The following is a 22,908-nucleotide window of genomic DNA, read 5'->3' as shown; positions in this document are numbered from 1 at the left end:
GATTAATAAATAATAGTGGGTTTGATAAATACCAGGGAAACTGTTTTGGAGGTCGTTCTGGAACGGCTGCTGAATAACCATTTTAGTACCGGGATCCTGGAAAGAACAGGGATACCGCCTCCGGACTCACTTTTTTCATTTCTTTCAATACCGCCCAATACTACCATTTCCTCATTCTTTACACGGATAATAGATTTAAACTTGCTGTTGGAAGAGGGTGGAGGCGCATTGTTGGGAGGATCACCAATGAAGTCTGCAATCTTTACATCGATATTTAAAGTTACCTGTTCATCACCGGATACGATAGGCATAATGTCGATAGAAAGATTGGCTTCTACCGGAATATACTGCTGGGTGACCAGTGTTTGCGGGTTCAGTGATCCCATCACATTTTGTGTGCTGACCGTATAATAGCGTGTACTACCGATACTCAAGTTGGCGACATGACCATTTAAGGTAGATAGTTTGGGTGTCTGCCGGAGATCAATATTACTGTTGCTTTCCAATGCACTTAACTGTACATAAAAGTTGGGCGTTACCTTACCCAGGTTGAATATATTGTTAATACCGATGCGGCCCAGGAAATCATTAATGGACTTTGCTCCGAAGGTATAATCCAGTCCTCGTTCTCCCAGGAATGTTCCTCCTGTTTTTACAGAATCTGAAACGCCTGCCCGGATGCCTGTTTTAATAGACTTCCCTTTTTTAACGTCCATCAGGATGACCTCAATGGTTATCATAGGCACTACTTTGTCGATCTGTTTGACAAATGCCTGGATCATCTCTATATCAGGTGCACTACCGCTGAGCAGCAGGCTGTTGAGTTCCTTGAATTCCTTTACTTCCACGTTTTTCTTGAGTTCCGGGGGAAGCAGGTGCATTAATGAGTCCATGGAACGGTTCTGGAGCTGAACGATTTTATAGGTGCGTAGTCCCTCATTCAGCCGGTTCCCGATCATGTATATGTCCTTTTCTATGCGATAGGTGTATTCTGTTCCCTGAAAAATATATTGCAGGGCTTTCTCCAGCTCTATGTTCGAGAAGTTGGCGGTGATATTTCCCTGGATGTCGGTGTAAATAAAATAGTTCATCCCGGTTTGATCTGCGATGTTTCTTAATACATCCCTGATGGGCATTGCGTTTACATTCAGCGAAATCATTTTCCGGCCGGAATTATCATACAGCGCATCTATATTCCCAGAGGAGTTGCCATTAAATTTCCGGATCACCGTATTGCTGTTGGGGATGGGCTTGAGTTCCGGTTTAAGCAGTATTTTTTCTCCGTTGGCGAGTGGTTCAAGTACATACACCTCATCGTTAGTTCTGGTAAACTTAAAGTTATTGGTAAGCGCCAGTTTTTCCAGTGCATTCGGGATGGGCAGGTCCTGTATATAGCCGCTGACGGTTTTCCCAAAAAGATCCGGAACAACGACTACGTTTTTATTGGTCGTTACCGTAATTCTTTTGGCGACATTCATCAGACTATCATTATGAAGGTCGAGGGTGATATTACCGGTCGCATTGTTATAGTTAATCCGGAGTTCCTTGGGAGGAGGTGGCAGATTTTTATACGGGTCCTGGTAATGTGTGATATAGATAATGTTTCCGGTGAAGTTAAAATCCAGGTTATATTGTTTGGCCAGATAGATTAATACATTAGAAACAGTTTCGCCATCAAAGTAATTGGTGACTTTTTCTGTCAGCGAGGGATCTATATTCAGATTGAGGCGATGTGTATTGGCGATGCCACGGAGTACTTCCTGCAAGGTGCTGCCGGAAACGCTTATGGATGCTTTCTGCCGAAGACCCGGTACATTTATAGAGAGATCATTCAGGTTTTGTGTGAGGGTGGCCATACGATCTTTCACTGGCATCTGTGCCATGTTCGGTGAAAGATGTAGTATGAAAACGCTTAGCAGTAACAGTATTATTTTTTTCATTATCTTATTGACAGTGATATTAGTTAGTTAACAACGAATAGATTTCATCTATAGAAGTGTACCCTTTTTCAAAGAGGCTGAATGCATTCTCCGCCAGCGTTGATATTCCTTTTTCTTTTAACAGGGATGGTATATTGGTATTGGACTGTTTAATTTGTGTGGCCAGGTCACTGTCTATATTGATCACTTCGTAGACCGCCTTTCTCCCTTTGTAACCGGTATTGTAACAATGCTCGCATCCTACAGGTACATAGTGGGTATGTATTGCTTTATCCGGTTTGAATTTGGGAGGATATAAGGATTCATCAAATTCCTGTTGTGTTTTGCAGTGGTCGCAAAGTAATCGCAGCAGGCGCTGGGCAACAGCTGTGTTAAGTGTATTGGCAACAAGGAAGGGAGGAATGCCCATATCGGAGAGCCTGGATATGATACCCCATGCAGAATTGGTGTGGATAGTAGAAAGCACCAGGTGTCCCGTCAAAGCAGCGCGGATAGCCATGTTCGCCGTATCCGGATCACGTATTTCCCCCACCATGATGATATCGGGGTCTTGCCTGAGGAAATTGCGGAGTGCTGCCCCGAAAGTTAATCCGATGTTTTCCTTTAACTGCACCTGGTTAATACCTGCAAGCGTGTATTCGATAGGATCTTCGATAGTGAGGATATTTCTTGTGTCCTTGTTCAGCAGTTTAAGTGTAGCGTAGAGCGTAGTGGTTTTGCCGGAGCCAGTGGGGCCGCTGATCAACAAAAGCCCGTTAGGTTTTTTGATGCCTTCCAGATAGCTTCGCAGCTCTTCCTGTGCAAAGCCGAGTGTGTCAAGATCTATATTGGTGGCATCATTGCTCAGGAGACGAAGCACAATTTTTTCTCCATGAAGTGTAGGCAGAACGGATACACGAATATCTGTTTTGACCTGCTGATATTCAAAGAAAATACGTCCATCCTGTGGCAAACGCTTTTCCGCAATATCGAGGTTAGACATGATTTTTATCTTGTTGATCAATGACGGGTACTGGTTTTTATCCAGTAAGTATCGTTGTACCAGCAAGCCATCTATCCTGATCCTTACTCTGCAGGTCTCTTCATAGATCTCGATGTGTATATCACTGCTATGTAGATTTTTGGATTCAGCAATTAAATGTTGCAGGAAATTATCGGCATTTCCATTGTAAAATCTGTTCTGTAGTCTGCTGTCTTTCTGTTGTCTGGGATAATGTTTTTCCAGCAATGTGCGTAGTTCCGTTTCTTCCGCGGGAATCAGGTGAATGTCTTCATTCAACAGGAAGTTCAGCTCATGATGTAGTCCTTCGTGATCAGCAGTCCGGGCATAATAAAATGTTGGTTGTGCCCGATCAGTGATGGCAGGAATGATCCTGTAATGCCAGGCTTGTTCTGCGCTGATCACATGAAGGCGCGCTACATCTATGGACAGTTTAACGGACATAAGCGGTGTAGTTTAATACCCATTGTTCATCAAAAAAATTGAAGGAAGGGCGTAACATCGCCTGAATAGTAAGTAACAACAGTAAGACAGATTGTATCCCTGCCAGCGGAACAGATTGCAGCGCAAACTTATTCCGGAAGACCACGAATATCGCAGCCAGTAACAGACAGAGGGCAAGGCTCACCACATGAAAAGTAAAGAGGTTCAGCGGTGAAAAAGTAAAAATAAGTGCCAGGTAAAGCAGCAGATCTCCCAGGCCGATGAAACGGTCGATAATCAGATCAGTAGTCTTGTATCTGAAGGAAAAATAACATTGCAGTATCAGAAATTGTATGCCAACAAGTGCCAGATTGATTCCTGCCATACGCAATAACGATGCAGGAGCAACTTCAAATCGCCAGATGCTGCAGCAGATGTTGGCTATGATAATAGCCGGAAAAAATACCCAGCTGACTGCCCTGTCTTTGAAATCCTGAAAGGCAATGATGGCATAAATTAAAATTGGCAGTAGTGTGATACAGTAGTACATTATTTATTAATCCTTTACGGCCTCTATCAGCCGTTTATTGGCATCTATTTCCCATACATTGAAAGTGCCATCTCCATCAAAATCAACAACAGCAGTTGCTCTGGCTTTAAAGTCATTACTGCCTGCCTGTATGATCTCAATTTTATAATTGGCCTGACCTCCTTCTGTTACCAGCTTTTGTTGCTCAAATGAAAGTTCGATCAGATCCTTTGTATAGCGGGATTTTTCATAGAAAAAATTCTTTTCCAACATATGAATATGTTCCAGCTGTAACTTAGCTTCTGTGCTTTTAGCTTTGGTAATGAGCGGTAGCAGGTTGGGAATGGCCAGGAGCACCAGTATCCCTACAATGATAAGTACGACCAATACTTCTGTAAGTGTAAATGCCTTTACTTTAGGTTGTGAATACTTTCTCTTTGTCAAGGTATAGGATTTTAGCAAGTAAATTTACGGTAATTATCTGTTTAAAGGTTTGTTTATCAGCATTTTTTTGTTTGAAATCAGCTGTCCTTGATAACTAACGGAGCCTGCAACGTATAGTATAGCATTATTTCCCTGATAGGGAGTAATCTCAATCCGTATGTTAAAATCATCGGTATCATAATCAAAAGATCCGATCTCAGGTGCTCTGGCAATGGCTTCTATCTTGCTGTTAAGCAGCAGGCGTCCTTTCTCCTTTTTCAATCCCAGTGAAGGCTGGATGGTGTAGGCAAAAAAACGCATGACTATTCCGAAGGCAATCAGAATAATCAGGAGGGCGACGATACTTTCGACGATGGTAGCCGCCTTTACACGTTTTTTTATTAATTCAGCCATTGAAGGACTTTTCTTGCAGATTGTTGTTGATCTAAAACAGCCGGCAGCAGGTAATGCGACGAAAGAGCATTCCTGTCAATACTTGTATTGTGCAGCCTGTTATCGTATATGCTTCCCTGATGTTTTAAAATTGTATAGGCAGTCAGTAATGTACCGGTTATACTGCCATTGATTTCCAGATAACCATCACTATACACGGTGCCTGTGACCTTTGTCTGATCACCCAGGTATGTATATATCCTGAACAGGTCGTTGGAGTTGGCGGTATAGGTAAAGATACTTCCGTTTAGGTGCGATGCCTTTCCCAGCTGAAGTCGCGCAGTGAAATTATTGGCCTCGGTCCTGGATGGTTTCAATAGTACCAATGCACTCGGATATTCAAAAAAACAATCCTGTCCGGTAATCAGACTATCCGTGGCAATGGCTTGTAATCTGCCCCTGAAGCCGGATTCGATCTTAATATAAGGAGCCATGAGGATGACGTTTTCCAGTGAACAGTTCCCGGGGACGGTCAGTATGGAGTCTGCGCAGATGATAATTTGGCCGGCGTAAGTACCTTCATTTGGCAGCTTACCCTGGGTATACAGATGTCGCACGGAGTCTGAAAATGATTGCCGGATGGAGAGAGGCAGCTGATCGGGCTGTCCCTTTTTTATTGTTTTTTTCGGATCAGGAAGGGCTTCCAGGTTAACAAAACTTTTGATTTCCTTGGTGCTGGTGAATAATTGTCCGTTATACAATTGTTTTCCTTTAAAGCCATCCTTGTCAAGATAAGTTGGATTTATGCCGCTTTTAGGGAGGTAAACATTTCCGTTTAATACGGTATTCCCGCTTATCAGTAATGGTTTATTATGTTCTTCAAGATAAATACAGGCATTAAAGACACTGTCAGGAATGCCGCCTGTCATCAGGTTTCGGACCAGTGTGTCTTTTCCTACTATTGCTCTTATCGTGGCAATAGAAAAAATACCCCAGTTCCTGGATTGGATATTTGTTTCACCTGCTTCTTCTTTAAATAGCTGGGTCTGAGTGGTGAAGGCAGCGTTTTTGTTGCCTAAAACCAGTGCTACAGATGAGTTCAGCAGGTCATTGCATTTATCTCTGTTGTTCGTTTGCTGCAGGTACTCAGCATAATAAGAGAACTGTAATAGCAGCAATGCCGCCATGGTGGCAATAATGAAGCTGATAAAAATAGCAAGCAGCAAACTACCGGCATGTATTTTTTTCATTATTGTATCTTTTTCACGGAAGAATCCTTAGGTGCTTTTTCAGGGACTAGCTGTCCGTTCTTATAAATAATTGTCTTTTCGACACCCTTTGAAGAATAGGTCGTACTGGGCCCATGAAGTTGTCCATTGGAATACATGCTTTTACTGGTAAGGTGCCCGGTTGAATCATATTCAAAAGATTCACCGTTTTTTTCGCCACTTTTCCAGGTGGTGATCTGTATGAATTCTCCATTGGGATTCCAGGAGTGCCAGATACCGGTTTTAAGCCCTTTTTTGAAAGAGCCTTTGGCCTTGAGGTTTTTATTGGGATAGAACTCCGTGTAGTCGCCATCCAGCACCTGACCACTATAGCCTCCGTGGGTATATATTATCTGTTGGGTTTTGTACCAGTAATAATATTTATCCCTCTTCGGTACTATCTTTTTGCTTCTATTATATGTGTAAAAGGTATAAACGGTATCATTGCGCCGGATGGTAATATGGTTAGTCTTTATATCCGGCACCTGCTGGGCCTGGCTCTGGTTAAGCAGTGCACTGATACATATTATAACAGGAACGAGTATCTTTTTCATGATAAATAGATTAGAAAAGATGGTACCGGAATATTACTTCGCCGCTTGCTGCCTGATAATATTTTGTATGTCCAGCTCCGGAATGTTCGCTATATCTTTGGATTTGAACTCAAACCTTTCACTTCCTGTAGCAAAGCCGCATTCTGCAATATTTACATGAAAAGAAGAAGCCGTCTTGATTTTTTCAGCAGGGAATGCAAGCAGTAATGTGTTGGCATCACTTAAGCCATAGGTTTGCTGAAATGCATAATCGGAGAGCTGAACCGTATCATTGCTGGCGGTCGTAATATTTACGTATTCATTCATTCTGAATGCAAGCGTCTGCAGCATTTTGCTATAAAGGCTGTAATCCCCAAGTTGCCGTATGGCTTCTTTACCTTCTTTGGAAAATGACAACAGGAAGTAGTACTGTGAAGCATACTTTTTTTGTAAGGTGTCGACCGTCTGATGTGCAGGGTCCTGGTTTTTAGACAGTTCCTGAAGCACCAACAGGCTTTGAGGCATATACTTCAAACCAATATCGATCCCGTTCCGGGTACTTTGTTGTGTCAGATGATGGGATGATTTATTAAGATACGCTTCCATGCCAGCCTTGTCAAGAGGGGCGGGTCTGGAGCAACTGAAGAGAACTGCCAGTACACCTAATTGCGCGGTGCGGATAAAGGTTTTGACCATGTAAAAGAAGTGTAGAGGGTTATTTCAGCGGAATTTTATAATTTGAATTAAGATGATTCAGGATATCATCTGTAATATCCAGTGAAGGATCTGCATATCCAATATTTCCGTTGGTAGCAATTAATATCATTTTGTAATGATGTTCTTTTCCATAAGAAAGGAGATAGGCATTAACATCCGCGATTACTTTCTGCGTCAGGCGGTTTTCCTCCTGTTGAGCATTTTGTTGAACAGCCACTTGATAATCATTTAACTGTTTTTGTTTGCCTCTGATGATTTCCTGCGCCATTTTCTTTTGTGTGGCGGAGCCGGAATTCAATTCCTGTTCATATTTGAGAATAGTTTGCTGAAGGTCTCTGCTGAGGGTGTCAATGTTTGATTTCCATTGCTGGGTCTTTGTTTCAAGGGATTTTCGGGCATCAGTCATGGCATGGTAATTCCCCAGTAGTTTTCCTGAATCTACATAGGCTAACTTATTGCTTTTAAAAAACGATTGATAGATAACCACTGAAAGCAAGACAAAAATAACGACGAGAGCGGCCGGGAATAGTTTTTTTGACATAGGTATTTTTTATTGTAATGGGCTAAATTGCAGCAATACTTTTTACTTTGTTTCTTTAAATGTCCTCCTTTCAAACAAAGCGGTTTCGTATTGGTCGCTGGTTTGCGAAAGGTCCAAGGAGCGGCTAAGATAGCAAAAAATGATAATTATCCGGAAATTTATGCCAACTATTACATCGTTTGAAGAACTAGATAAAGAGATACAAAAGGCCGGGGGAAAGCCCTTGGTACTGGAGGCGCTATGGGATGGGGATACACAAGGATGGTACCTGATACTGAGTTTATATATAGAAACAGGTGTACTTTTCTGGAAGAAACAGGAAGTTGTACAGCTGGGTACTGTGAGTTTCGGAGGAGATATCAGGTTGTTTAATGGAGCCGTGCCGGCATGGCCCGAAGCAGAATTGACAAAAGAGTGGGGACAAAAAGCAATCAAAAAATATGGCCTTACATTTTACTTTCCTTCCGATAAAGAACCGGATGATAATTGTCCGGGTTGGACGGATCGGCATTTAGCGATCAATTGTGCTGACTGCAATAAACTGATTATCCCAACAGACAGTCCCTATTTACCCAAAGAAATTTGTTATCACTGCCATCTAACCAGGGAGAGCAATGAAAAAATAAAGAATGCTGTGCCCTATGATAATGGCGTCACCATGTATTTATTCAGGAACGAAGAATATAAACAGATAGGGTATTGTTCTTACTTTGAATCCTTCACGATTGCGCCCTTTATTCAACATCATGTTAAGCACCAGCTGATAGAACAGGCAATTAATGTAGTTACACTTGATCAACCGGATATTATTGCGCTAAAAGAGCAACTGGAGCATACGCTTGAAAATAAACTGGCAACCTATCAAAGAGGGGAAATCGAGGAAAGAATGAAACTCTTTGTCAGCTTTTACACGTGTACATATAAAGGGAAACAATATGAGCTGATGAACAAATATAACGAGGCACATCGCCTGATAATAGAGTTGATTTCAAGTTGGGAAACAGCTGAAGAGGCGATTTCAGAGAACTACAGTTATAAAATCATATTTAAGAAAGGTATCACCTATCGGGACGATGCTATACTGCGGTTTGTAAATTATGTTAGTAAGGGCACTGCAGCCATCTCAGCGATCAACAAACAATATACAGGTGTGCTTACTGAAGCAATAGTAATGGATACCATAAAAAAACTGGAACAGATCGGTTGCCTGGAAATATCCGGAGATGAAGTGAGTATCACCAGGACCGGCAAAAACATTGTATAAAAAGAAAACCAGGGCCGACTCTTTTTGAGACGGCCCTGGTTAACCGTTTCACATGAAGTGATCTTTCTTCTGATTACTTTGGGTAATAGGTACTGGAAAACGAAAAGTATATACTCAAATCATAAAAAAAGCATAAGATAGTATTCCACCGAAGATACCTCCAGCACCATCAATTAACCTGCGTGTTTTATCAGGATTCGCGGTAACGACCCAAACTTTGAGGCAAGTCAGAAATATAAGTAGTAAAAAATGTGGTTGAGTACCTACCATTTTGGTAAAAATATATTGGGCTAACCAATAGCCAACAAGAACCCAACAACAATTCCCCAGAAAAAAACTCCACTTCTCAATTCCTTGTTTAACCCGATGACTGAAAGGGACTATAAGTAATCCAATCAAAGAGAATTTGGACACATTGTAGCCAATTACTCCGCCAATAAAGAATACAAGTACAGATAGTAAATAGGCAAGAAAAGACATAAGTAGTGATTATTAATTATTAGTTATGGGCAATTTGCCCTGCCACGAGAAGCAATTGCTATTCATGGATTAATTTAGGTCTAACGTCATTGTCATAAATATAACAAATATGATCACATATAAAAAATGCTAAATTTCAGTCCCTATACTCATCGCAAATGTGGCCAGGTCACATGTTACGCCATAACGTAAAAGCCCTTGCCAGAAAGCCAGGGTAGCCGGATTGTTAGTTTTCCTGATGGCCCAGACCACAGCATAAATAATAGCACTAACCAACAGGACGAAGGGGACGATAGTGATAATCCCCATAGGGAGCTATGCTCTTATAAATGTAACGCATATACGTAATGTAGATGCACCGATTACCAACCCTGCCAGTGCGCAGGTGATAAGTTTTGGGAGAGAGGGATTTTCTGCATACAACATAAATTGGTTGATAAGGATAATATTCAAAATCAGATATATGAAAATAAGTTTTCCATAGGAATAAATCGTTATTAGGTACCTGAAACCCAGTAGTGGCTTATTTTCTTGTGACAAACCCGGAGGGTCTTTTGAAGTAATTGCTTATATTTGGGATGCACATTTTCTACTACTTCCTGGCTTCCCGTAAAACGCCAGAATCCGTAAAAAGCCCCGACAACGAGCTGGACGTAATTTTTATAAGATTAAAATTAAAAACTTAAAATTATGCCTAAGTATGTTATCGAACGCGAAATCCCAGGTGCAGGTAAATTGTCAGCAGAGCAATTGAAGGTAATCTCACAAACTTCCTGTAGCGTCCTAAGCAATATGGGACCACAAATTCAATGGGTACATAGTTATGTGACAGCCGATAAGATTTACTGTGTTTATATCGCACCTAATGAAGAAATGATCCGTGAACATGCAAAACAAGGGGGATTCCCAGCTAATGTTATCAGTGAAGTAGCTACCGTTATTGATCCTACAACTGCGGAGTAAAAATTAGAAATACTTTAAAGCGCTGCAACGTTTGTGTTTGGTTATCCTTACCGTACAATTTTTGAATGTTTTCAGAGAAATTCTCTGGCAAATTGTACATTTAGGTATTCAGACATTTAAACAACTTGTATGCCGCTTCTTCCCCAAAAAAATCCACTGCCAGCTTTGCTGCTGTTTGTTTTTGCGATCCTTTTCGGTTCAACACCCGCCAGTGCACAGACCGATTCTATTGTCATCAGGGACATTGTCTGGGATAGTAATTCCCCCGCAGGAATGACCGAATTATTTATTCCTTCAGATAATGCGCTTTTGGCCGGGTTTATATACCGGGCAAATGGGCCATCCAAACACCCTACACTACTGCTTTTACATGGCTACCCCGGAAATGAGCGCAATCTCGATCTGGCACAGGTAGTCAGGGCGCACGGCTGGAATGTCATTTATTTTGATTACCGTGGTTCATGGGGTAGCCAGGGTAAATTTGCTTTTAAACAATGTGTTGAAGATGTGGTCAATGTGGTGAGCTTTTGTAAAAAATACGCAGATTCTTTAAAGATCGACACATCGAACATCGTGTTGTTTGGGCATAGCATGGGTGGTTGGGTATGTCTGAAGGCATTGGAACAGTTGCCCGGAATAAAAAAAGGATTTGCCTTATCGACCTGGGATATTCATAATGATTTCAAAAAAGTGATGACTGAAAAAGAAATGATCGCGCTGGCCAGCGGTCCGGATTTTGGCGGAAGATATTTCGTTTTAAATTCTTCCATTCATGATCTTTTTATGCCGGTGCTAAAAGAACCGGATTATTTTGATTTGACTAAAGATGCAGGAGCGTTGGCAAACAAACAGATCGTGATGCTTGATGAGCATACCCGGAATAGTGCACTGGCTAATACGTTAAAATCCGCTAACAAATCATATTTCAAATATGAAGTTTGGCAAACGGATCATCCGTTTACCAACAAAAGGGTGGCGCTTATAAATAGTGTGTTGTCTTTTCTGGAAAAATAAAACGCACAAACAGCGATACCACCAGACCAGGTTTGTTCGTAGCGTTGTTCCAGAGATAAACTGATGGACGCATTGAGCCTTTTCAGATTGGCGAATGAATGATGCTGGTCCGGTTTTCTGGTTAGTTCATTTAGTGCGGTAATTTTCCTTATGTCGTTATTACTTTATCCACTTTATCAATGTAACAACACTTAGCCATCCCATAATGAGAACCACGCACCAACCTGCCACCTGCATCCATACCGGATACCGGTAGGTACCCATCAGTTTCTTTTTTGCAGCTGCTATCAATATGACGGCCAACGCTACCGGTAAGATAAGACCATTTAATGCGCCGGCTGTAATTAAGAGCTGTACCGGGTTTCCAACGAAAATAAAGAAGATGGTAGAGAAGATAATAAAGAAAGATATTATCCAACGTTCATATACTCGTATCAGTGGATGAAATGTTTTAAGAAAAGATACGGAGGTATAAGCGGCGCCTACAACAGAAGTAATAGCTGCGCTCCACATCACTACTCCGAAAAACCGATAGCCTGCCATACCGGCCACTATGCGGAATACCGAAGCCGGTGGATTGCTGCTGTCCAGTGTAATGCCTTTGGCCACTACACCCAAGGTGGCAAGGAATAGCACAGTACGCATAATACCGGTGATAATGATACCGCTGACGGCGCTCTTGTTGACCAGCTTTAGTTGTCCGGCTCCAACGATGCCTGCATCCAGCAGCCGGTGTGCGCCGGCAAAGCTGATGTATCCACCAACGGTTCCGCCTACCAGCGTAATGATCGCTTTGGTATCGATAACGGAAGGCCAGACGGTCTGCCGGATGGCTTCTCCGAGTGGGGGTTGGGAGCTGACAGCGATGTAGATGGTCAGCAATACCATCAACAGCCCCAGCCAGCGGGTAAACTGATCAAGCATATACCCCATCTCTTTTATCCAGAAAACGAATAATGCAATACCACAGCTGAGTAACGCACCATAAATTGTATCCATTCCTGTGATCACCTGTATACCAAGTCCGCATCCCGCTATATTTCCGATGTTGAAAGCCAGTCCGCCAAGTACTACCAATGCGGTCAGCAGGTAGCCCAGTCCAGGCAACAGATCATTGGCGAGGTCCTGCGCACGGCGTTCAGTGATAGCCAGTACCCGCCATATATTGAGTTGTGCGCCGATATCCAGTAAGATGGATATCAGCACTACAAAGCCGAATGCAGCGCCCAGCTGCCACGTGAAAACAGTCGTTTGCGTCAGAAAGCCCGGCCCGATAGCAGAGGTAGCCATCAGGAAAGCGGCGCCCATGATGGCGGAAGATTTTTGTTTACTCACGGATGTTGGATAGTTAAATGATGATGAAGTAAGGCTGTATGTATGGCGCGGGCATATTCCAGCGCATGCGCACCATCTCCGTGTATGCAGATAGTTTCTGCTTTCAGCGGAACAATTTTCCCGGACTGTGCAGTCACCTCCTGCCGGGTGACCATCTGTAATACCTGTTTAACTGCCAGCGTTTCATTTTCAATCATAGCGCCCGGTTGTGAGCGGGCTGTCAGCGAACCGTCATCCTGGTAAGTTCTGTCGGCAAATACTTCGCTGGCGGTCTTCAGGCCGGCTGCTGCCGCTGCACTGATTAATAAACTATTACTCAGTCCGAAAAGGCATAAACGGTTATCGACATCCTTTACTGCTTTTGCAATGATTTGTGCCATCGCTGGTATACGGGCGGCCATATTATACAGTGCGCCATGTGGCTTTACATGATGCAGGGGCACACCATGGGCGCGGCAGATCATCTGCAGGGCATGTATCTGAGTACACACCAGGTCATAAAGCGCGGCATCTGTGAGTTGTTGTTCCCTGCGTCCGAAGTTCTCCCGGTCTGCAAATCCGGGATGCGCTCCTATGGCTACTTTATGTTCCGTTGCCAGCAGCACGGTTTTTTTCATGGTGTCTGCATTGCCGGCGTGATAACCACAGGCAATGTTGGCACTGGAGATAAAGGGCATGATAGCTGCGTCATTGTCCAGTCCTTCGCCCATGTCACAATTAAGATCAATATAATTCATATGGTAATAACCATTTTTCCAAATGTAACTGACTTGCATGCCACAGGTAGCGTATCGCTTTTTCCTGTTGCCATAACGCTTCTTCTGCAGCTTCCCTGCTGATGATACTGAACTGCAATGATTGCCCCGGCTGATATTGAGCCAGCGCCGGCATATCGGCGGTAATGATATGTGCTGCTACCGGATAACCGCCGGTGGTCTGATGATCAGCCATCAGTATGATCAGCTGACCGTCGGGGAGGAGCTGTATGGCTCCTTTGCATATGCCGGCAGACAACTGTTCCTCTTTTTTATGGGTATGCAGTGGTGCGCCACTCAGCCGGAATCCCATACGGTCACTATGTTGGCCTATCCGGAAACTGCCGGTTATGAGTTGTTGTTGTGAGGGAGCGTCCAGCATATCCCAGCAGGCGCCAGGTAAGATGCGGATAGTGTCTTGTTTATTATACAGGTGATCAGTGGCTGCTGTCCATGGGAATATTTCCGGATGCCTGTCACTGATAAGCTGTGTTGATTTATGGAGGGGTAGTTTATCTCCTTTCCGGAGGGCCCTGCCTTTAAAGCCACCCTGCGCCACTTTAAGATGCGTGCTGCAGCTGCCTAACCATGGTGTCAGGGAAAACCCATGGCGGACAGCCAGGTAACAACGTGCTCCGGCCCGTAGTTTTTCAAAAGCAAGCGTAGCACCTGCACGAACATATAGTGGTTTGTGTAGCGGTACGGCCAGGCCGTCGATAGTAGCGCCGAAATCGGCTCCTGATAAGGCAATCAGGGCGGGTACTTCAAAGAGGTATTTGCCTGCGGGGAAATGTAATTCCAACAGCGCTTCACCAGCCGGGTTGCCGGTGAGAGCGTTGGCTACGGCCATGGCTATACGATCCATTGCTCCGCCAGGATTGATCCCAAGGTGTTGGAAACCATATCTGCCTTTGTCCTGTATAGTATCCATTATACCCTGTTGTAATACTACTATGCTCATTGCTCCTGTTGTATCTGTCTGAAAACTTCCAGTGTAACTGGTATAAACTGTACGCGGTCTCCGGGCCGGCAATAACAAGGGTCGGCATTGGCGGGATCAAACATCCGCAGCGGTGTTTGCCCGATTATATTCCAGCCTCCCGGGGAAGCGAGCGGATAGATGCCCGTCTGTACGCCTGCAATTCCAACGCTGCCGGCGGGCACCTGTAACCGTGGTTGTTGTCTGCGTGGGGTTTCCAGCGCTGCGCAGACTTCCCCCATATAAGGAAATCCCGGCAGGAAACCTGTCAGATATACCGTGTATATTGTTTGTGAATGCCAGGTGATGATATCCGCTATGGCTACATTCCGGGAAGCGGCCATCTCTGTTATATCCAAACCCAATGAAGGATCATAACATACCGGAATTCGCAGCTCCCTGGGGGCAGGGAAGGTGATGGCTTCCTGCGTTTTTGTTGTCTCCCGGATATAGGCCGTTATCCACTGCAATCCCGGTATACGCTCGCTGCACCTGAGCTGCGCCGCATCATATACTATGGTTAAAGAGGCATATGCAGGTATCAGATCAAGGATGTAGGGAGATGACCGGGAGCGGAGGCTATGAAAGGTTTTCATTACTTCCTGATGTATCGCCGTATTTATTCTCTGCTCCCATTTTAGGATAACAGCACTGTCTCCAAGTGGATGTATGACATAGTCAGGATTCATAGTAACAAGATAATGCTTTTACGGTGGGAAAAACAGCAGCGGCGATATTATTTTTGATCCTCTTCGTGAAGGGAGACACGCCTTGTATTCATGATGAAAGCATTTACTAAATAATAGGTTTCGTTATCATTGATCTCAAAAATAAATTTCCATCCCCTTATGTTTGACCTGGTAATGTAGTCTGCGGCAGATTTGATTGCTGATAAAAATCATAAAATAAAATAGAAGACAAATTTGTCCGTTATTTTAAAGCCATTATCTTTGTGTCATAAATCTGCAAGATGCTTTCCAAAGCCTGTAAATATGGAATTAAAGCAACACTCTTCCTTGCGCAGCAATCGAAGGAAGGCAGAATGTCAAATGTACGGGAGATCGCAGAGGCCATCGGTTCACCGGAAGCATTTACAGCAAAAGTGCTGCAACAACTTGTGCGTTGTGCGATCATCAGTTCCGTCAAAGGCGCCAAAGGCGGTTTCTTTATTGAGGAGCACAGGCTTAGCACGCTTAACCTGTTGCAGATCGTTGTAGCGATTGACGGGCGAGGCCTCATTGAAAACTGTATGCTAGGCCTGAGCGAATGCTCCGAAAGCCGCCCTTGTCCTGTACACCGCCAGTTCAGATGGATCAAGCAAGACATCGTGCACATGCTCTGCAAGTCGATGGTGAATGAGCTGACCATGGACGTAGCATTGAATTTGGCTGTATTAAAAAACTGATTTTTTTTGATTATAAACAGGATAAAAATGTCTTTTATTTAAGCCGGAGATTGAAATTATAGATAGTCGGTCCGTCGTATTCATAACCTATAAAAACCTACTGATATGCTTACAAAGAGTAGCGCCAGGATATTCTTCCTCGGCGGCACGATCGTCACGTTCCTTATATTCATTGGCTTATCGTGGCATACACTCAGCAAAGATATTCCTCATAGAACGCATCAGGAAAAACTGACTCCTTCTGTGATTGCAGGTAAGCGGTTGTTTGAAGCCAATAACTGCATGGGCTGCCATACTATTATGGGAGAGGGTGGCTACTATGCGCCTGAACTAACCAAAGTGGTTGAACGCAGAGGAGAAGCCTATATTAAAGTGGTGCTGGGCTCAAAGATGCCATGGGCGCCGAGGGGCCGCAAAATGGTGGCCTATGGTTTCAACGAAATGCAGGCGCAGGAGTTGTACGACTTTCTCAAATGGGTGGGAGAAATGGATCTCAACGGTTTTCCGCCCAAACCGAACTATAAATCTACTATCAACACCAAATAACCCTTTCTATGAAATATAAAAGTCAACAAGTCGCCTATTGGTTCTTTGCGCTCGCGATGCTGTTGCTGGCACTGCAGATCGTCTATGGTTTTGTGATGGGTTTTGCCCGGGTGGGTTATGATGTGTTGCATACGGTGGCTCCTTTCAACACTGCCCGCGCCGTGCATACTAATTTGCTCGTCGTATGGTTGCTGACTGGTTTTATGGGGGCGGCATACTACATCATCCCGGAAGAGGCGGAACAGGAACTGGTGAGCGTGAAACTGGCTTATGTTCAGCTGATATCGCTGGCATTGGTAGGTGTTACCGCCATCGTCGGCTACCATTTTAACTACTGGGAAGGCCGGAAGTTTCTGGAGATTCCGCGGCCGCTGGATTATCTCGTGGTGATCAATGTGTTGCTGTTCCTCGGCCTGATCCTCGTTACCTTGTTTAAAAGTGCGAAACGTACCACTACCTCGCTGGTGTTGACGATGGGGCTGGTGTTTGCTGCGCTGTTGTACCTGCCGGGAATGATCTGGTTCGACAACCAGGCGGTTGATTCTTTCTTCCGTTGGTGGGTGGTGCATCTCTGGGTGGAAGGCGTTTGGGAACTGATCCTGGGCGGAATCCTGTCTTTCCTGCTGATAAAGCTCACCGGTGTGGACCGCGAGGTGATTGAGAAGTGGTTGTATGTGATCGTGGGCCTGACATTCATTTCCGGTATTCTTGGCACAGGCCACCACTACTATTTCATTGGTACAGGCAAAACCTGGCTCATCATCGGTGGCATCTTCTCCGCACTGGAGCCGCTGGCCTTCCTTGGCATGGTGCTGTTTGCGGTGGCCATGTACCGGAAAGGTGAAAAGAAACATCCTAACAAAATTGCGCTCAACTGGACATTGGGGACGGCCATCATTTCATTCATAGGTGCCGGTGTACTTGGCTTTGCGCATACATTGCCGCAGGTGAATCTATACACACACGGTACGCTGGTAACGGCCATGCACGGCCATCTGGCCTTCTGGGGCGCTTATGCGATGATCGTGCTGGCATTCATCAGCTATGCGATGCCTAACCTGACAGGGCGCAAATTATATGACACATCCCGTGGTAACTATGCCTTCTGGCTCTCCAACATCGGCATGCTGGGCATGACCGTAGCCTTTGGTGTGGCCGGCGTGACACAGGTATACCTCGAACGCAAGATGGGCCTGGAGTTCGGTGATGTGCAAAATGAAATCAAAGTACATTTCGTAGTCCTCATTTTTTGTGCAATGATGTTCGCCACCGGCATCACACTGTACATCCTCGAGTTCCTGCGATATGGCAGACCAGTATATGATGCCCCGGAGGCAAAACCATAACATGTTATCGTTCCCTTACCGAAAAGAATTAAAACATTAACACATGATGAACAGGATCAAACCATTGCTTGGAACATTACTCGGCCTGTGGCTGCTGAGCGGCTGCACAGGCTCTGAAAAAGATGCAGGCCAAAAATCCACAACACCGCCCGCAGATATCAAAGTTGTTGGCCAAAGCGTAGCCGAAACGACTGCGCCACCACTGGTGCCAAAACCTGTTGGCTCGCGGGAAGCAACCAAACTTATCGTCAACATGGAGATCATGGAAAAAGAAGGAGAGATGGCCGACGGTGTGAAATACCTTTACTGGACCTTCAACGGTACCGTACCAGGTAGCTTTATCCGTACCCGTATAGGCGATGAAGTGGAATTTCACCTGAAGAACCATCCCAACAACAAACTGCCACACAATATTGACCTGCACGCTGTAACAGGCCCGGGTGGCGGAGCTGCCTCCTCTTTCGTAGCGCCAGGTCACGAAGTTGTATTCTCCTTTAAAGTGGTCAACCCAGGCCTTTTCGTTTATCATTGCGCCACCGCACCAGTAGCCATGCACATCGCAAACGGCATGTACGGCCTTATCCTCGTAGAACCTGAAGGAGGACTGCCACCAGTAGACAAGGAATACTACATCATGCAGGGTGACTTCTACACCAAAGGCAAAAACGGCGAACCAGGCCTGCAGCCCTTTGATATGCAGAAGGCGGTAGATGAGCATCCCGACTACGTGGTGTTCAACGGTAAAGTTGGTTCGCTGACCGGTGATAACGCTATCAAAGCGAATGTCGGTGAAACAGTACGCCTTTTCGTAGGCAACGGTGGGCCCAATATGGTGTCTTCATTCCACGTCATCGGAGAGATTTTCGACAAGGTACACGTGGAAGGTGGAGACCTGATCAACAAAAACGTACAGACCACACTGATTCCTGCGGGAGGAGCTACCATCGTAGACTTCAAGGTAGAGGTGCCAGGTACTTTTGTGATCGTGGACCACTCTATTTCACGCACTTTCAATAAAGGCTCATTAGGTATGCTGACCGTTACAGGTCCTGAGAATAAAAAGTTGTACTCTGGTAAACAAACAGATGGTATCTATCAGCCCGAAGGCGGTACCATTCAGTCTATGCCTGGAGAGAAGGCCCCGGCTGCACCTAAAGCTGCCAACCTCGCAGAGCGGATTGCCATGGGTAAAATGGTGTATTCCAAGACCTGTCTTGCCTGTCACCAGGAAAACGGTATGGGCATCCCCAATGCGTTTCCACCGCTCGCCGGATCCGATTTCCTGAACGCAGATGCAGGCCGTGTGATTGATATCGTGCTGCATGGTAAAACCGGTGAAGTCGTGGTGAACGGCGCCAAATACAATGGTGTGATGCCGGCTCAAACGCTGACAGATGAAGAGATCGCGAATGTGTTGTCATACGTCTACTCCAACTGGGGTAACAAAAAACAGGAAATCAAACCAGAAACGGTTGCGGCTAAACGTAAACATTAAATACTAACCATTAACCAATACTATGAACAACTTAGGGTTCTCCGCCATCTGCATGTGTGCTTCACTGGTCGTCTCCTGTTCCAACCTGACATTGCGACCGGACACGTTACCCATAGAAGCACCGGCAACCTCCGGTACAGGCGGAGAGCCCTTATCTATCCTGGTTGCTCCAACAGATACTACAAGTATGGCAGAAGTGAAAGGTGGCAGTTATGTCCCTTTCTACGGCAAGGCTGATTCTTCGGTAATGGTTAAAGGGTTTCAAATGGATAAGCACCCTGTCACCAACCGGCAGTTCCTGGCCTTTGTGAAGCTCAATCCACAATGGCGGCGCTCCGCAGTCAAACGGATTTATGCAGATGGTAATTATCTCGCCGGCTGGCAGAACGATAGTACACTGGGGCACAGCATGTTGGAAGATGCGCCTGTTACCAATGTATCCTGGTTTGCAGCAAAGGCCTACTGTAACGCCATCGGCAAAACGTTGCCTACTATAAATCAGTGGGAATATGCGGCCATGGCCGATGAAACAACACGTGACGCCCGTACTAAGGCGTCTTACAACCAGCATATCCTCAGCTGGTACGAAAAGCCCAATACCTCCGGCCTGCCTGTAGGCCATACCACGCCTAATTACTGGGGCATCATGGATCTGCACGGGCTGGTCTGGGAATGGACAGAGGATTTTAGTGAAGTAATGCTCTCCGGCGAATCACGGAGAGATGTGTCTACCGATAACTCAATGTTTTGCGGAAGCGGTTCCGTTGGGGCCAGCGACCTGATGAACTACGCAGCGTTTATGCGCTTCGCATTTAGGGGAAGCCTCAAAGCGAATTACTGCGTACAAAACCAGGGCTTCCGTTGTGTATCGAAATAAATTCATAAAACTATGAAAACGATGCTCTATTGTCTGGCATGCCTGCTCCTGACAGCAGCCTGTCATACAGACAAACAACAACAGCCAACAGCACAAAACGAACAAACTACCGTCGATAAAAACGCGGCCTCCATATTTGACCTCGCTTCTACCTGGAAGACGGAAGAAGGCAATACTATCCATTTGCGTGATCTGAAAGGAAAGACGCTGGTAGTGGTAATGATCTATACGAGTTGCAAATCTGCCTGTCCCCGACTGGTGGCCGATATGCTGGGCATCAGCGAAAAAGTGCCGGACCGTGCTAAAAACAATGTACAGTATGTACTCGTGAGCATAGATCCGGAACACGATACACCTGAGAAACTGAAAGAGTTTGCCATCAGTAAGAGTATGGACGGGAAAGAATGGACCTTTTTGCAAGGGAATCCGGAAACGGTGAGGGAATTCGCTAATGTACTTGCCGTAAAGTACAAGGAGATTTCACCTATGGATTTTTCTCACTCCAACATTATCAGTGTATTTGATCCCGCCGGTCGCCTCGTTCATCAACAGGAAGGGCTCGGCGTTAACAACCAGGCAACTGTAGATGCCATCATTAAAACTGCCGGCAATGAATAAGAAAACCTTACTTATATCCCTGCTATCCATCCCATTTTTCGAAGCAGCTGCGCAACAGGTAGATGTCAGCGCAGATATGCGGTTCCGGTATGAACACCGCAACGGCTACGGCGGCCTTTTACCCGATACAGCAAAGGCAGCTGACTTTGTAGTACAGCGCAGCCGTATCATCATCGACTATACCTCTCCACAGCTCAAGCTCCGCATTTCTCCGCAAAGCGTGCGTACCTGGGGGGATGTGGCCACTAATGCTAAAACCGATGCTGCCTTTCAGATGCATGAAGCCTGGGCGGAGGTCTCCTTTCATCAGAAATGGGCGTTGCGCGCCGGTCGCCAGGAATTCAGCTACGACGATGCGCGCATCCTCGGTAACGTAGACTGGACCATGCAGGCCCGCAGTCACGATGCTGCCCTGCTGCAATTCAAGCCTTCGGCTATGCATACATTTCACGCTGCCGCCGCACTCAACGCCAACCGGGAAAGTAACAGCAAAGAGCCTTATACTGTTCCACAGTACCGCTACCTGCAATTCGGCTGGTATCACGGCCAACGGAACCATCTCGCCTGGAGCTTCCTGTTCCTGAACCAGGGCATGCCTTATTTGCGGGAGCAGCACGAAAAAATCGCCTGGAACCAAACATTCGGTCCGCGACTCACTTTCCAGCAAAATGTTTTCAGTGCAGATGCGGCATTCTATGCACAAACTGGCGGGCTCGCTGGAGAGACACTCAACGCATGGTATTGCTCCGGCAATATGAGTTACAAGTTTGCAAAAGGCTGGCAAGCCGGTGCCGGTTTCGAATATTTATCAGGTAAAGCAGGCGACGATGCCAGCGCCAGTTACAAGAGTTTTACACCATGGTTTGGCACAAATCATAAGTTCAACGGCTACATGGATTACTTCTATGTAGGCAATCATCTTAATTCTGTTGGGTTGACGGACATATACGGTAATCTATCCTATGAAAAACCCGCTTTTAAAGCGCGGTTGACACCGCATTTTTTTTCATCGGCTGCGCCTTTGTTCACAGAAGGGCAGAAATTAAAAAGCTATCTCGGCACTGAGCTTGATCTCACCGTCGGATTTTCTATTATCGATTTCGTCTGGCTGAATGGCGGATGTTCGCAGATGTTCGCTACCGCTGCCATGGAGCATTTGAAAGGTGTTTCGAATGTCAACTCCGGCAACTGGATGTTCCTGGAATTGCAAATCAACCCGAAATTATTTACCATCAAAACTGTCAGGAAAAGTGAATAACATGAACATGGATGTTGCGGAAGCATGCGGTACGACTGCTCCTTTTTATCAGCCGACAGGGCAGGAAGAAGCCGTTTTTCGTCACGCATTTCGCAACAGGATACCGGTGCTGCTGAAGGGGCCGACAGGTACAGGGAAGTCGCGCTTCGTCGAATACATGGCCACGCAGTTGAGACAGCCGCTGATCACCGTCAGTTGCCACGAAGAAACATCTTCCACTGATCTGATCGGCCGTTTTATCATCAAGGGTGCAGAAACGATCTGGATCGACGGACCGCTGACAACTGCAGTGAAAACGGGTGCTATCCTGTACCTCGATGAGGTAGCTGAGGCACGGCCGGACGTAATCGTGGCCATCCACCCACTGACTGACCACCGGCGTGAACTCTTTATCGATAAGTTGGGCACAACGGTGCCTGCGGCAGAAAGTTTTATGTTGGTAGCGTCTTTCAATCCGGGGTACCAGCGCGGTTACAAAGAACTGAAACCATCTACGAGACAGCGTTTTGCGGGTATTTCCTTTCGCTATCCTGATGCGTCTTCGGAAGCCGCTATCCTGATACAGGAGAGTGGTGTGGAAGAAGGGGTGGCCACACGGTTGGTGAAGATCGCTGCCAGGATCCGCAACCTACGGGAACTGGGCCTTGCGGAAACTGTATCTACCCGGCTGCTGGTGGATGCCGCCAAGTTGATCCACAGCGGACTGCCCAGGCGACTGGCGGTACGCACCGCAATGATTGAACCACTTACTGATGATGATGAAACCATTGCCGCACTCTGCGACCTTGCTGACCTGATGATCTGAT

25 protein-coding genes are annotated in these 22,908 nt (G+C 45.6%); 11 read left to right on the top strand and 14 right to left on the bottom strand.

Annotated features, from left to right (window positions below; translation table 11 throughout):
* Positions 1-2 precede the first annotated feature (2 nt).
* From DF182_RS03680 to DF182_RS03640, 9 genes are all read right to left on the bottom strand, one after another.
* Positions 3-1,883 carry a secretin and TonB N-terminal domain-containing protein gene (locus DF182_RS03680; RefSeq protein WP_113614321.1) on the bottom strand — a complete coding sequence of 627 codons (1,881 nt, stop codon included), beginning with the start codon at positions 1,881-1,883 and terminating at the stop codon, positions 3-5.
* A 76-nt stretch (positions 1,884-1,959) separates the two neighbouring features.
* Positions 1,960-3,384, bottom strand: a complete 1,425-nt coding sequence (locus DF182_RS03675) for a GspE/PulE family protein (RefSeq protein WP_113614320.1) — start codon at positions 3,382-3,384, stop codon at positions 1,960-1,962.
* A complete protein-coding gene (locus tag DF182_RS03670) occupies positions 3,374-3,913 on the bottom strand; it encodes a hypothetical protein (protein ID WP_113614319.1) in 540 nt (179 codons plus the stop codon). The genes DF182_RS03675 and DF182_RS03670 overlap by 11 nt, the downstream gene beginning before the upstream one ends.
* A gap of 6 nt (positions 3,914-3,919) precedes the next feature.
* Complete coding sequence (locus DF182_RS03665) at positions 3,920-4,336, bottom strand: type IV pilin protein (RefSeq protein ID WP_113616763.1); 417 nt, start codon at positions 4,334-4,336, stop codon at positions 3,920-3,922.
* A gap of 33 nt (positions 4,337-4,369) precedes the next feature.
* Positions 4,370-4,729: a hypothetical protein gene (locus tag DF182_RS03660; protein ID WP_113614318.1), complete on the bottom strand. Its 360-nt coding sequence runs from the start codon at positions 4,727-4,729 to the stop codon at positions 4,370-4,372.
* Entirely contained in the window at positions 4,717-5,958 is a 1,242-nt protein-coding gene (locus tag DF182_RS03655; protein WP_113614317.1) for a hypothetical protein, read from the bottom strand. Before DF182_RS03655 ends, DF182_RS03660 begins: the two co-directional genes overlap by 13 nt.
* Complete coding sequence (locus DF182_RS03650; RefSeq protein ID WP_113614316.1) at positions 5,958-6,530, bottom strand: toxin-antitoxin system YwqK family antitoxin; 573 nt, start codon at positions 6,528-6,530, stop codon at positions 5,958-5,960. The genes DF182_RS03655 and DF182_RS03650 overlap by 1 nt, the downstream gene beginning before the upstream one ends.
* A 33-nt stretch (positions 6,531-6,563) precedes the next feature.
* Positions 6,564-7,205 carry a hypothetical protein gene (locus DF182_RS03645; RefSeq protein ID WP_113614315.1) on the bottom strand — a complete coding sequence of 214 codons (642 nt, stop codon included), beginning with the start codon at positions 7,203-7,205 and terminating at the stop codon, positions 6,564-6,566.
* A 19-nt stretch (positions 7,206-7,224) separates the two neighbouring features.
* A complete protein-coding gene (locus DF182_RS03640; protein WP_113614314.1) occupies positions 7,225-7,767 on the bottom strand; it encodes an OmpH family outer membrane protein in 543 nt (180 codons plus the stop codon).
* Between the two features lie 160 nt (positions 7,768-7,927).
* Here DF182_RS03640 and DF182_RS03635 point away from each other — a divergent pair, with 160 nt between their 5' ends.
* Entirely contained in the window at positions 7,928-9,031 is a 1,104-nt protein-coding gene (locus tag DF182_RS03635; protein ID WP_147243334.1) for a hypothetical protein, read from the top strand.
* 114 nt (positions 9,032-9,145) lie between these two features.
* On the opposite strand, the gene DF182_RS03630 is transcribed toward DF182_RS03635, so the two are convergent.
* Positions 9,146-9,511, bottom strand: a complete 366-nt coding sequence (locus DF182_RS03630; protein ID WP_113614312.1) for a hypothetical protein — start codon at positions 9,509-9,511, stop codon at positions 9,146-9,148.
* A gap of 690 nt (positions 9,512-10,201) precedes the next feature.
* Between DF182_RS03630 and DF182_RS03620 the strand changes: the two genes are divergently transcribed.
* Positions 10,202-10,474 (top strand): DUF4242 domain-containing protein, encoded by a 273-nt coding sequence (locus DF182_RS03620; RefSeq protein WP_113614310.1) that lies wholly within the window; start codon positions 10,202-10,204, stop codon positions 10,472-10,474.
* 129 nt (positions 10,475-10,603) lie between these two features.
* The gene (locus DF182_RS03615) at positions 10,604-11,488 is read left to right on the top strand and encodes an alpha/beta hydrolase family protein (protein ID WP_113614309.1); all 885 of its coding nucleotides are present in this window, start codon (positions 10,604-10,606) and stop codon (positions 11,486-11,488) included.
* A gap of 159 nt (positions 11,489-11,647) precedes the next feature.
* On the opposite strand, the gene DF182_RS03610 is transcribed toward DF182_RS03615, so the two are convergent.
* From DF182_RS03610 to pxpB, 4 genes are read right to left on the bottom strand one after another with little or no spacing between them, the layout of a single operon-like run.
* Entirely contained in the window at positions 11,648-12,823 is a 1,176-nt protein-coding gene (locus DF182_RS03610) for an NRAMP family divalent metal transporter (protein ID WP_245957365.1), read from the bottom strand.
* Positions 12,820-13,560 (bottom strand): 5-oxoprolinase subunit PxpA, encoded by a 741-nt coding sequence (locus DF182_RS03605; RefSeq protein WP_113614307.1) that lies wholly within the window; start codon positions 13,558-13,560, stop codon positions 12,820-12,822. The genes DF182_RS03610 and DF182_RS03605 overlap by 4 nt, the downstream gene beginning before the upstream one ends.
* Positions 13,547-14,539: a 5-oxoprolinase subunit C family protein gene (locus DF182_RS03600; RefSeq protein WP_113614306.1), complete on the bottom strand. Its 993-nt coding sequence runs from the start codon at positions 14,537-14,539 to the stop codon at positions 13,547-13,549. The genes DF182_RS03605 and DF182_RS03600 overlap by 14 nt, the downstream gene beginning before the upstream one ends.
* Positions 14,536-15,246, bottom strand: coding sequence for a 5-oxoprolinase subunit PxpB (gene pxpB, locus DF182_RS03595; protein ID WP_113614305.1), 711 nt, complete (start codon positions 15,244-15,246; stop codon positions 14,536-14,538). Before pxpB ends, DF182_RS03600 begins: the two co-directional genes overlap by 4 nt.
* 281 nt (positions 15,247-15,527) lie before the next feature.
* On the opposite strand from pxpB, the gene DF182_RS03590 reads away from it, so the two are divergent.
* The 8 genes from DF182_RS03590 (at position 15,528) to DF182_RS03555 (ending at position 22,907) form a co-directional block, all read left to right on the top strand.
* Positions 15,528-15,962, top strand: coding sequence for an RrF2 family transcriptional regulator (locus DF182_RS03590; RefSeq protein WP_113614304.1), 435 nt, complete (start codon positions 15,528-15,530; stop codon positions 15,960-15,962).
* Between the two features lie 105 nt (positions 15,963-16,067).
* Positions 16,068-16,508, top strand: coding sequence for a c-type cytochrome (locus DF182_RS03585; protein ID WP_113614303.1), 441 nt, complete (start codon positions 16,068-16,070; stop codon positions 16,506-16,508).
* Between the two features lie 8 nt (positions 16,509-16,516).
* Entirely contained in the window at positions 16,517-17,854 is a 1,338-nt protein-coding gene (locus DF182_RS03580; RefSeq protein WP_113614302.1) for a cbb3-type cytochrome c oxidase subunit I, read from the top strand.
* A gap of 43 nt (positions 17,855-17,897) precedes the next feature.
* Complete coding sequence (gene nirK, locus DF182_RS03575; RefSeq protein ID WP_113614301.1) at positions 17,898-19,349, top strand: copper-containing nitrite reductase; 1,452 nt, start codon at positions 17,898-17,900, stop codon at positions 19,347-19,349.
* A 22-nt stretch (positions 19,350-19,371) separates the two neighbouring features.
* A complete protein-coding gene (locus DF182_RS03570; RefSeq protein WP_211327046.1) occupies positions 19,372-20,226 on the top strand; it encodes a formylglycine-generating enzyme family protein in 855 nt (284 codons plus the stop codon).
* Positions 20,227-20,238: 12 nt separating this feature from the next.
* Positions 20,239-20,844 (top strand): SCO family protein, encoded by a 606-nt coding sequence (locus DF182_RS03565; RefSeq protein WP_211327045.1) that lies wholly within the window; start codon positions 20,239-20,241, stop codon positions 20,842-20,844.
* The gene (locus DF182_RS03560) at positions 20,837-22,102 is read left to right on the top strand and encodes an alginate export family protein (protein WP_113614299.1); all 1,266 of its coding nucleotides are present in this window, start codon (positions 20,837-20,839) and stop codon (positions 22,100-22,102) included. The genes DF182_RS03565 and DF182_RS03560 overlap by 8 nt, the downstream gene beginning before the upstream one ends.
* A gap of 1 nt (position 22,103) precedes the next feature.
* The gene (locus DF182_RS03555) at positions 22,104-22,907 is read left to right on the top strand and encodes a CbbQ/NirQ/NorQ/GpvN family protein (RefSeq protein ID WP_211327044.1); all 804 of its coding nucleotides are present in this window, start codon (positions 22,104-22,106) and stop codon (positions 22,905-22,907) included.
* Position 22,908 lies beyond the last annotated feature (1 nt).

Source organism: Chitinophaga flava (assembly GCF_003308995.1).
In the GTDB taxonomy this organism is placed as follows: Bacteria; Bacteroidota; Bacteroidia; order Chitinophagales; family Chitinophagaceae; genus Chitinophaga; species Chitinophaga flava.
Note: the sequence above shows the minus strand (reverse complement) of the source record. Positions and strands in the feature narration are given on the sequence as shown.

Excerpts from the sequence above, each read along its gene's own strand:
- DF182_RS03645 (WP_113614315.1), bottom strand. The coding sequence starts at position 7,205 with ATGGTCAAAACCTTTATCCGCACCGCGCAATTAGGTGTACTGGCAGTT.
- DF182_RS03600 (WP_113614306.1), bottom strand. The coding sequence starts at position 14,539 with ATGAGCATAGTAGTATTACAACAGGGTATAATGGATACTATACAGGAC.
- DF182_RS03590 (WP_113614304.1), top strand. The coding sequence starts at position 15,528 with ATGCTTTCCAAAGCCTGTAAATATGGAATTAAAGCAACACTCTTCCTT.
- DF182_RS03585 (WP_113614303.1), top strand. The coding sequence starts at position 16,068 with ATGCTTACAAAGAGTAGCGCCAGGATATTCTTCCTCGGCGGCACGATC.
- pxpB (WP_113614305.1), bottom strand. The coding sequence starts at position 15,246 with ATGAATCCTGACTATGTCATACATCCACTTGGAGACAGTGCTGTTATC.
- nirK (WP_113614301.1), top strand. The coding sequence starts at position 17,898 with ATGATGAACAGGATCAAACCATTGCTTGGAACATTACTCGGCCTGTGG.
- DF182_RS03615 (WP_113614309.1), top strand. The coding sequence starts at position 10,604 with ATGCCGCTTCTTCCCCAAAAAAATCCACTGCCAGCTTTGCTGCTGTTT.
- DF182_RS03560 (WP_113614299.1), top strand. The coding sequence starts at position 20,837 with ATGAATAAGAAAACCTTACTTATATCCCTGCTATCCATCCCATTTTTC.
- DF182_RS03580 (WP_113614302.1), top strand. The coding sequence starts at position 16,517 with ATGAAATATAAAAGTCAACAAGTCGCCTATTGGTTCTTTGCGCTCGCG.
- DF182_RS03635 (WP_147243334.1), top strand. The coding sequence starts at position 7,928 with ATGCCAACTATTACATCGTTTGAAGAACTAGATAAAGAGATACAAAAG.
- DF182_RS03565 (WP_211327045.1), top strand. The coding sequence starts at position 20,239 with ATGAAAACGATGCTCTATTGTCTGGCATGCCTGCTCCTGACAGCAGCC.
- DF182_RS03640 (WP_113614314.1), bottom strand. The coding sequence starts at position 7,767 with ATGTCAAAAAAACTATTCCCGGCCGCTCTCGTCGTTATTTTTGTCTTG.
- DF182_RS03655 (WP_113614317.1), bottom strand. The coding sequence starts at position 5,958 with ATGAAAAAAATACATGCCGGTAGTTTGCTGCTTGCTATTTTTATCAGC.
- DF182_RS03555 (WP_211327044.1), top strand. The coding sequence starts at position 22,104 with ATGAACATGGATGTTGCGGAAGCATGCGGTACGACTGCTCCTTTTTAT.
- DF182_RS03620 (WP_113614310.1), top strand. The coding sequence starts at position 10,202 with ATGCCTAAGTATGTTATCGAACGCGAAATCCCAGGTGCAGGTAAATTG.
- DF182_RS03570 (WP_211327046.1), top strand. The coding sequence starts at position 19,372 with ATGAACAACTTAGGGTTCTCCGCCATCTGCATGTGTGCTTCACTGGTC.
- DF182_RS03650 (WP_113614316.1), bottom strand. The coding sequence starts at position 6,530 with ATGAAAAAGATACTCGTTCCTGTTATAATATGTATCAGTGCACTGCTT.
- DF182_RS03675 (WP_113614320.1), bottom strand. The coding sequence starts at position 3,384 with ATGTCCGTTAAACTGTCCATAGATGTAGCGCGCCTTCATGTGATCAGC.
- DF182_RS03605 (WP_113614307.1), bottom strand. The coding sequence starts at position 13,560 with ATGAATTATATTGATCTTAATTGTGACATGGGCGAAGGACTGGACAAT.
- DF182_RS03670 (WP_113614319.1), bottom strand. The coding sequence starts at position 3,913 with ATGTACTACTGTATCACACTACTGCCAATTTTAATTTATGCCATCATT.
- DF182_RS03680 (WP_113614321.1), bottom strand. The coding sequence starts at position 1,883 with ATGGCACAGATGCCAGTGAAAGATCGTATGGCCACCCTCACACAAAAC.
- DF182_RS03630 (WP_113614312.1), bottom strand. The coding sequence starts at position 9,511 with ATGTCTTTTCTTGCCTATTTACTATCTGTACTTGTATTCTTTATTGGC.
- DF182_RS03660 (WP_113614318.1), bottom strand. The coding sequence starts at position 4,729 with ATGGCTGAATTAATAAAAAAACGTGTAAAGGCGGCTACCATCGTCGAA.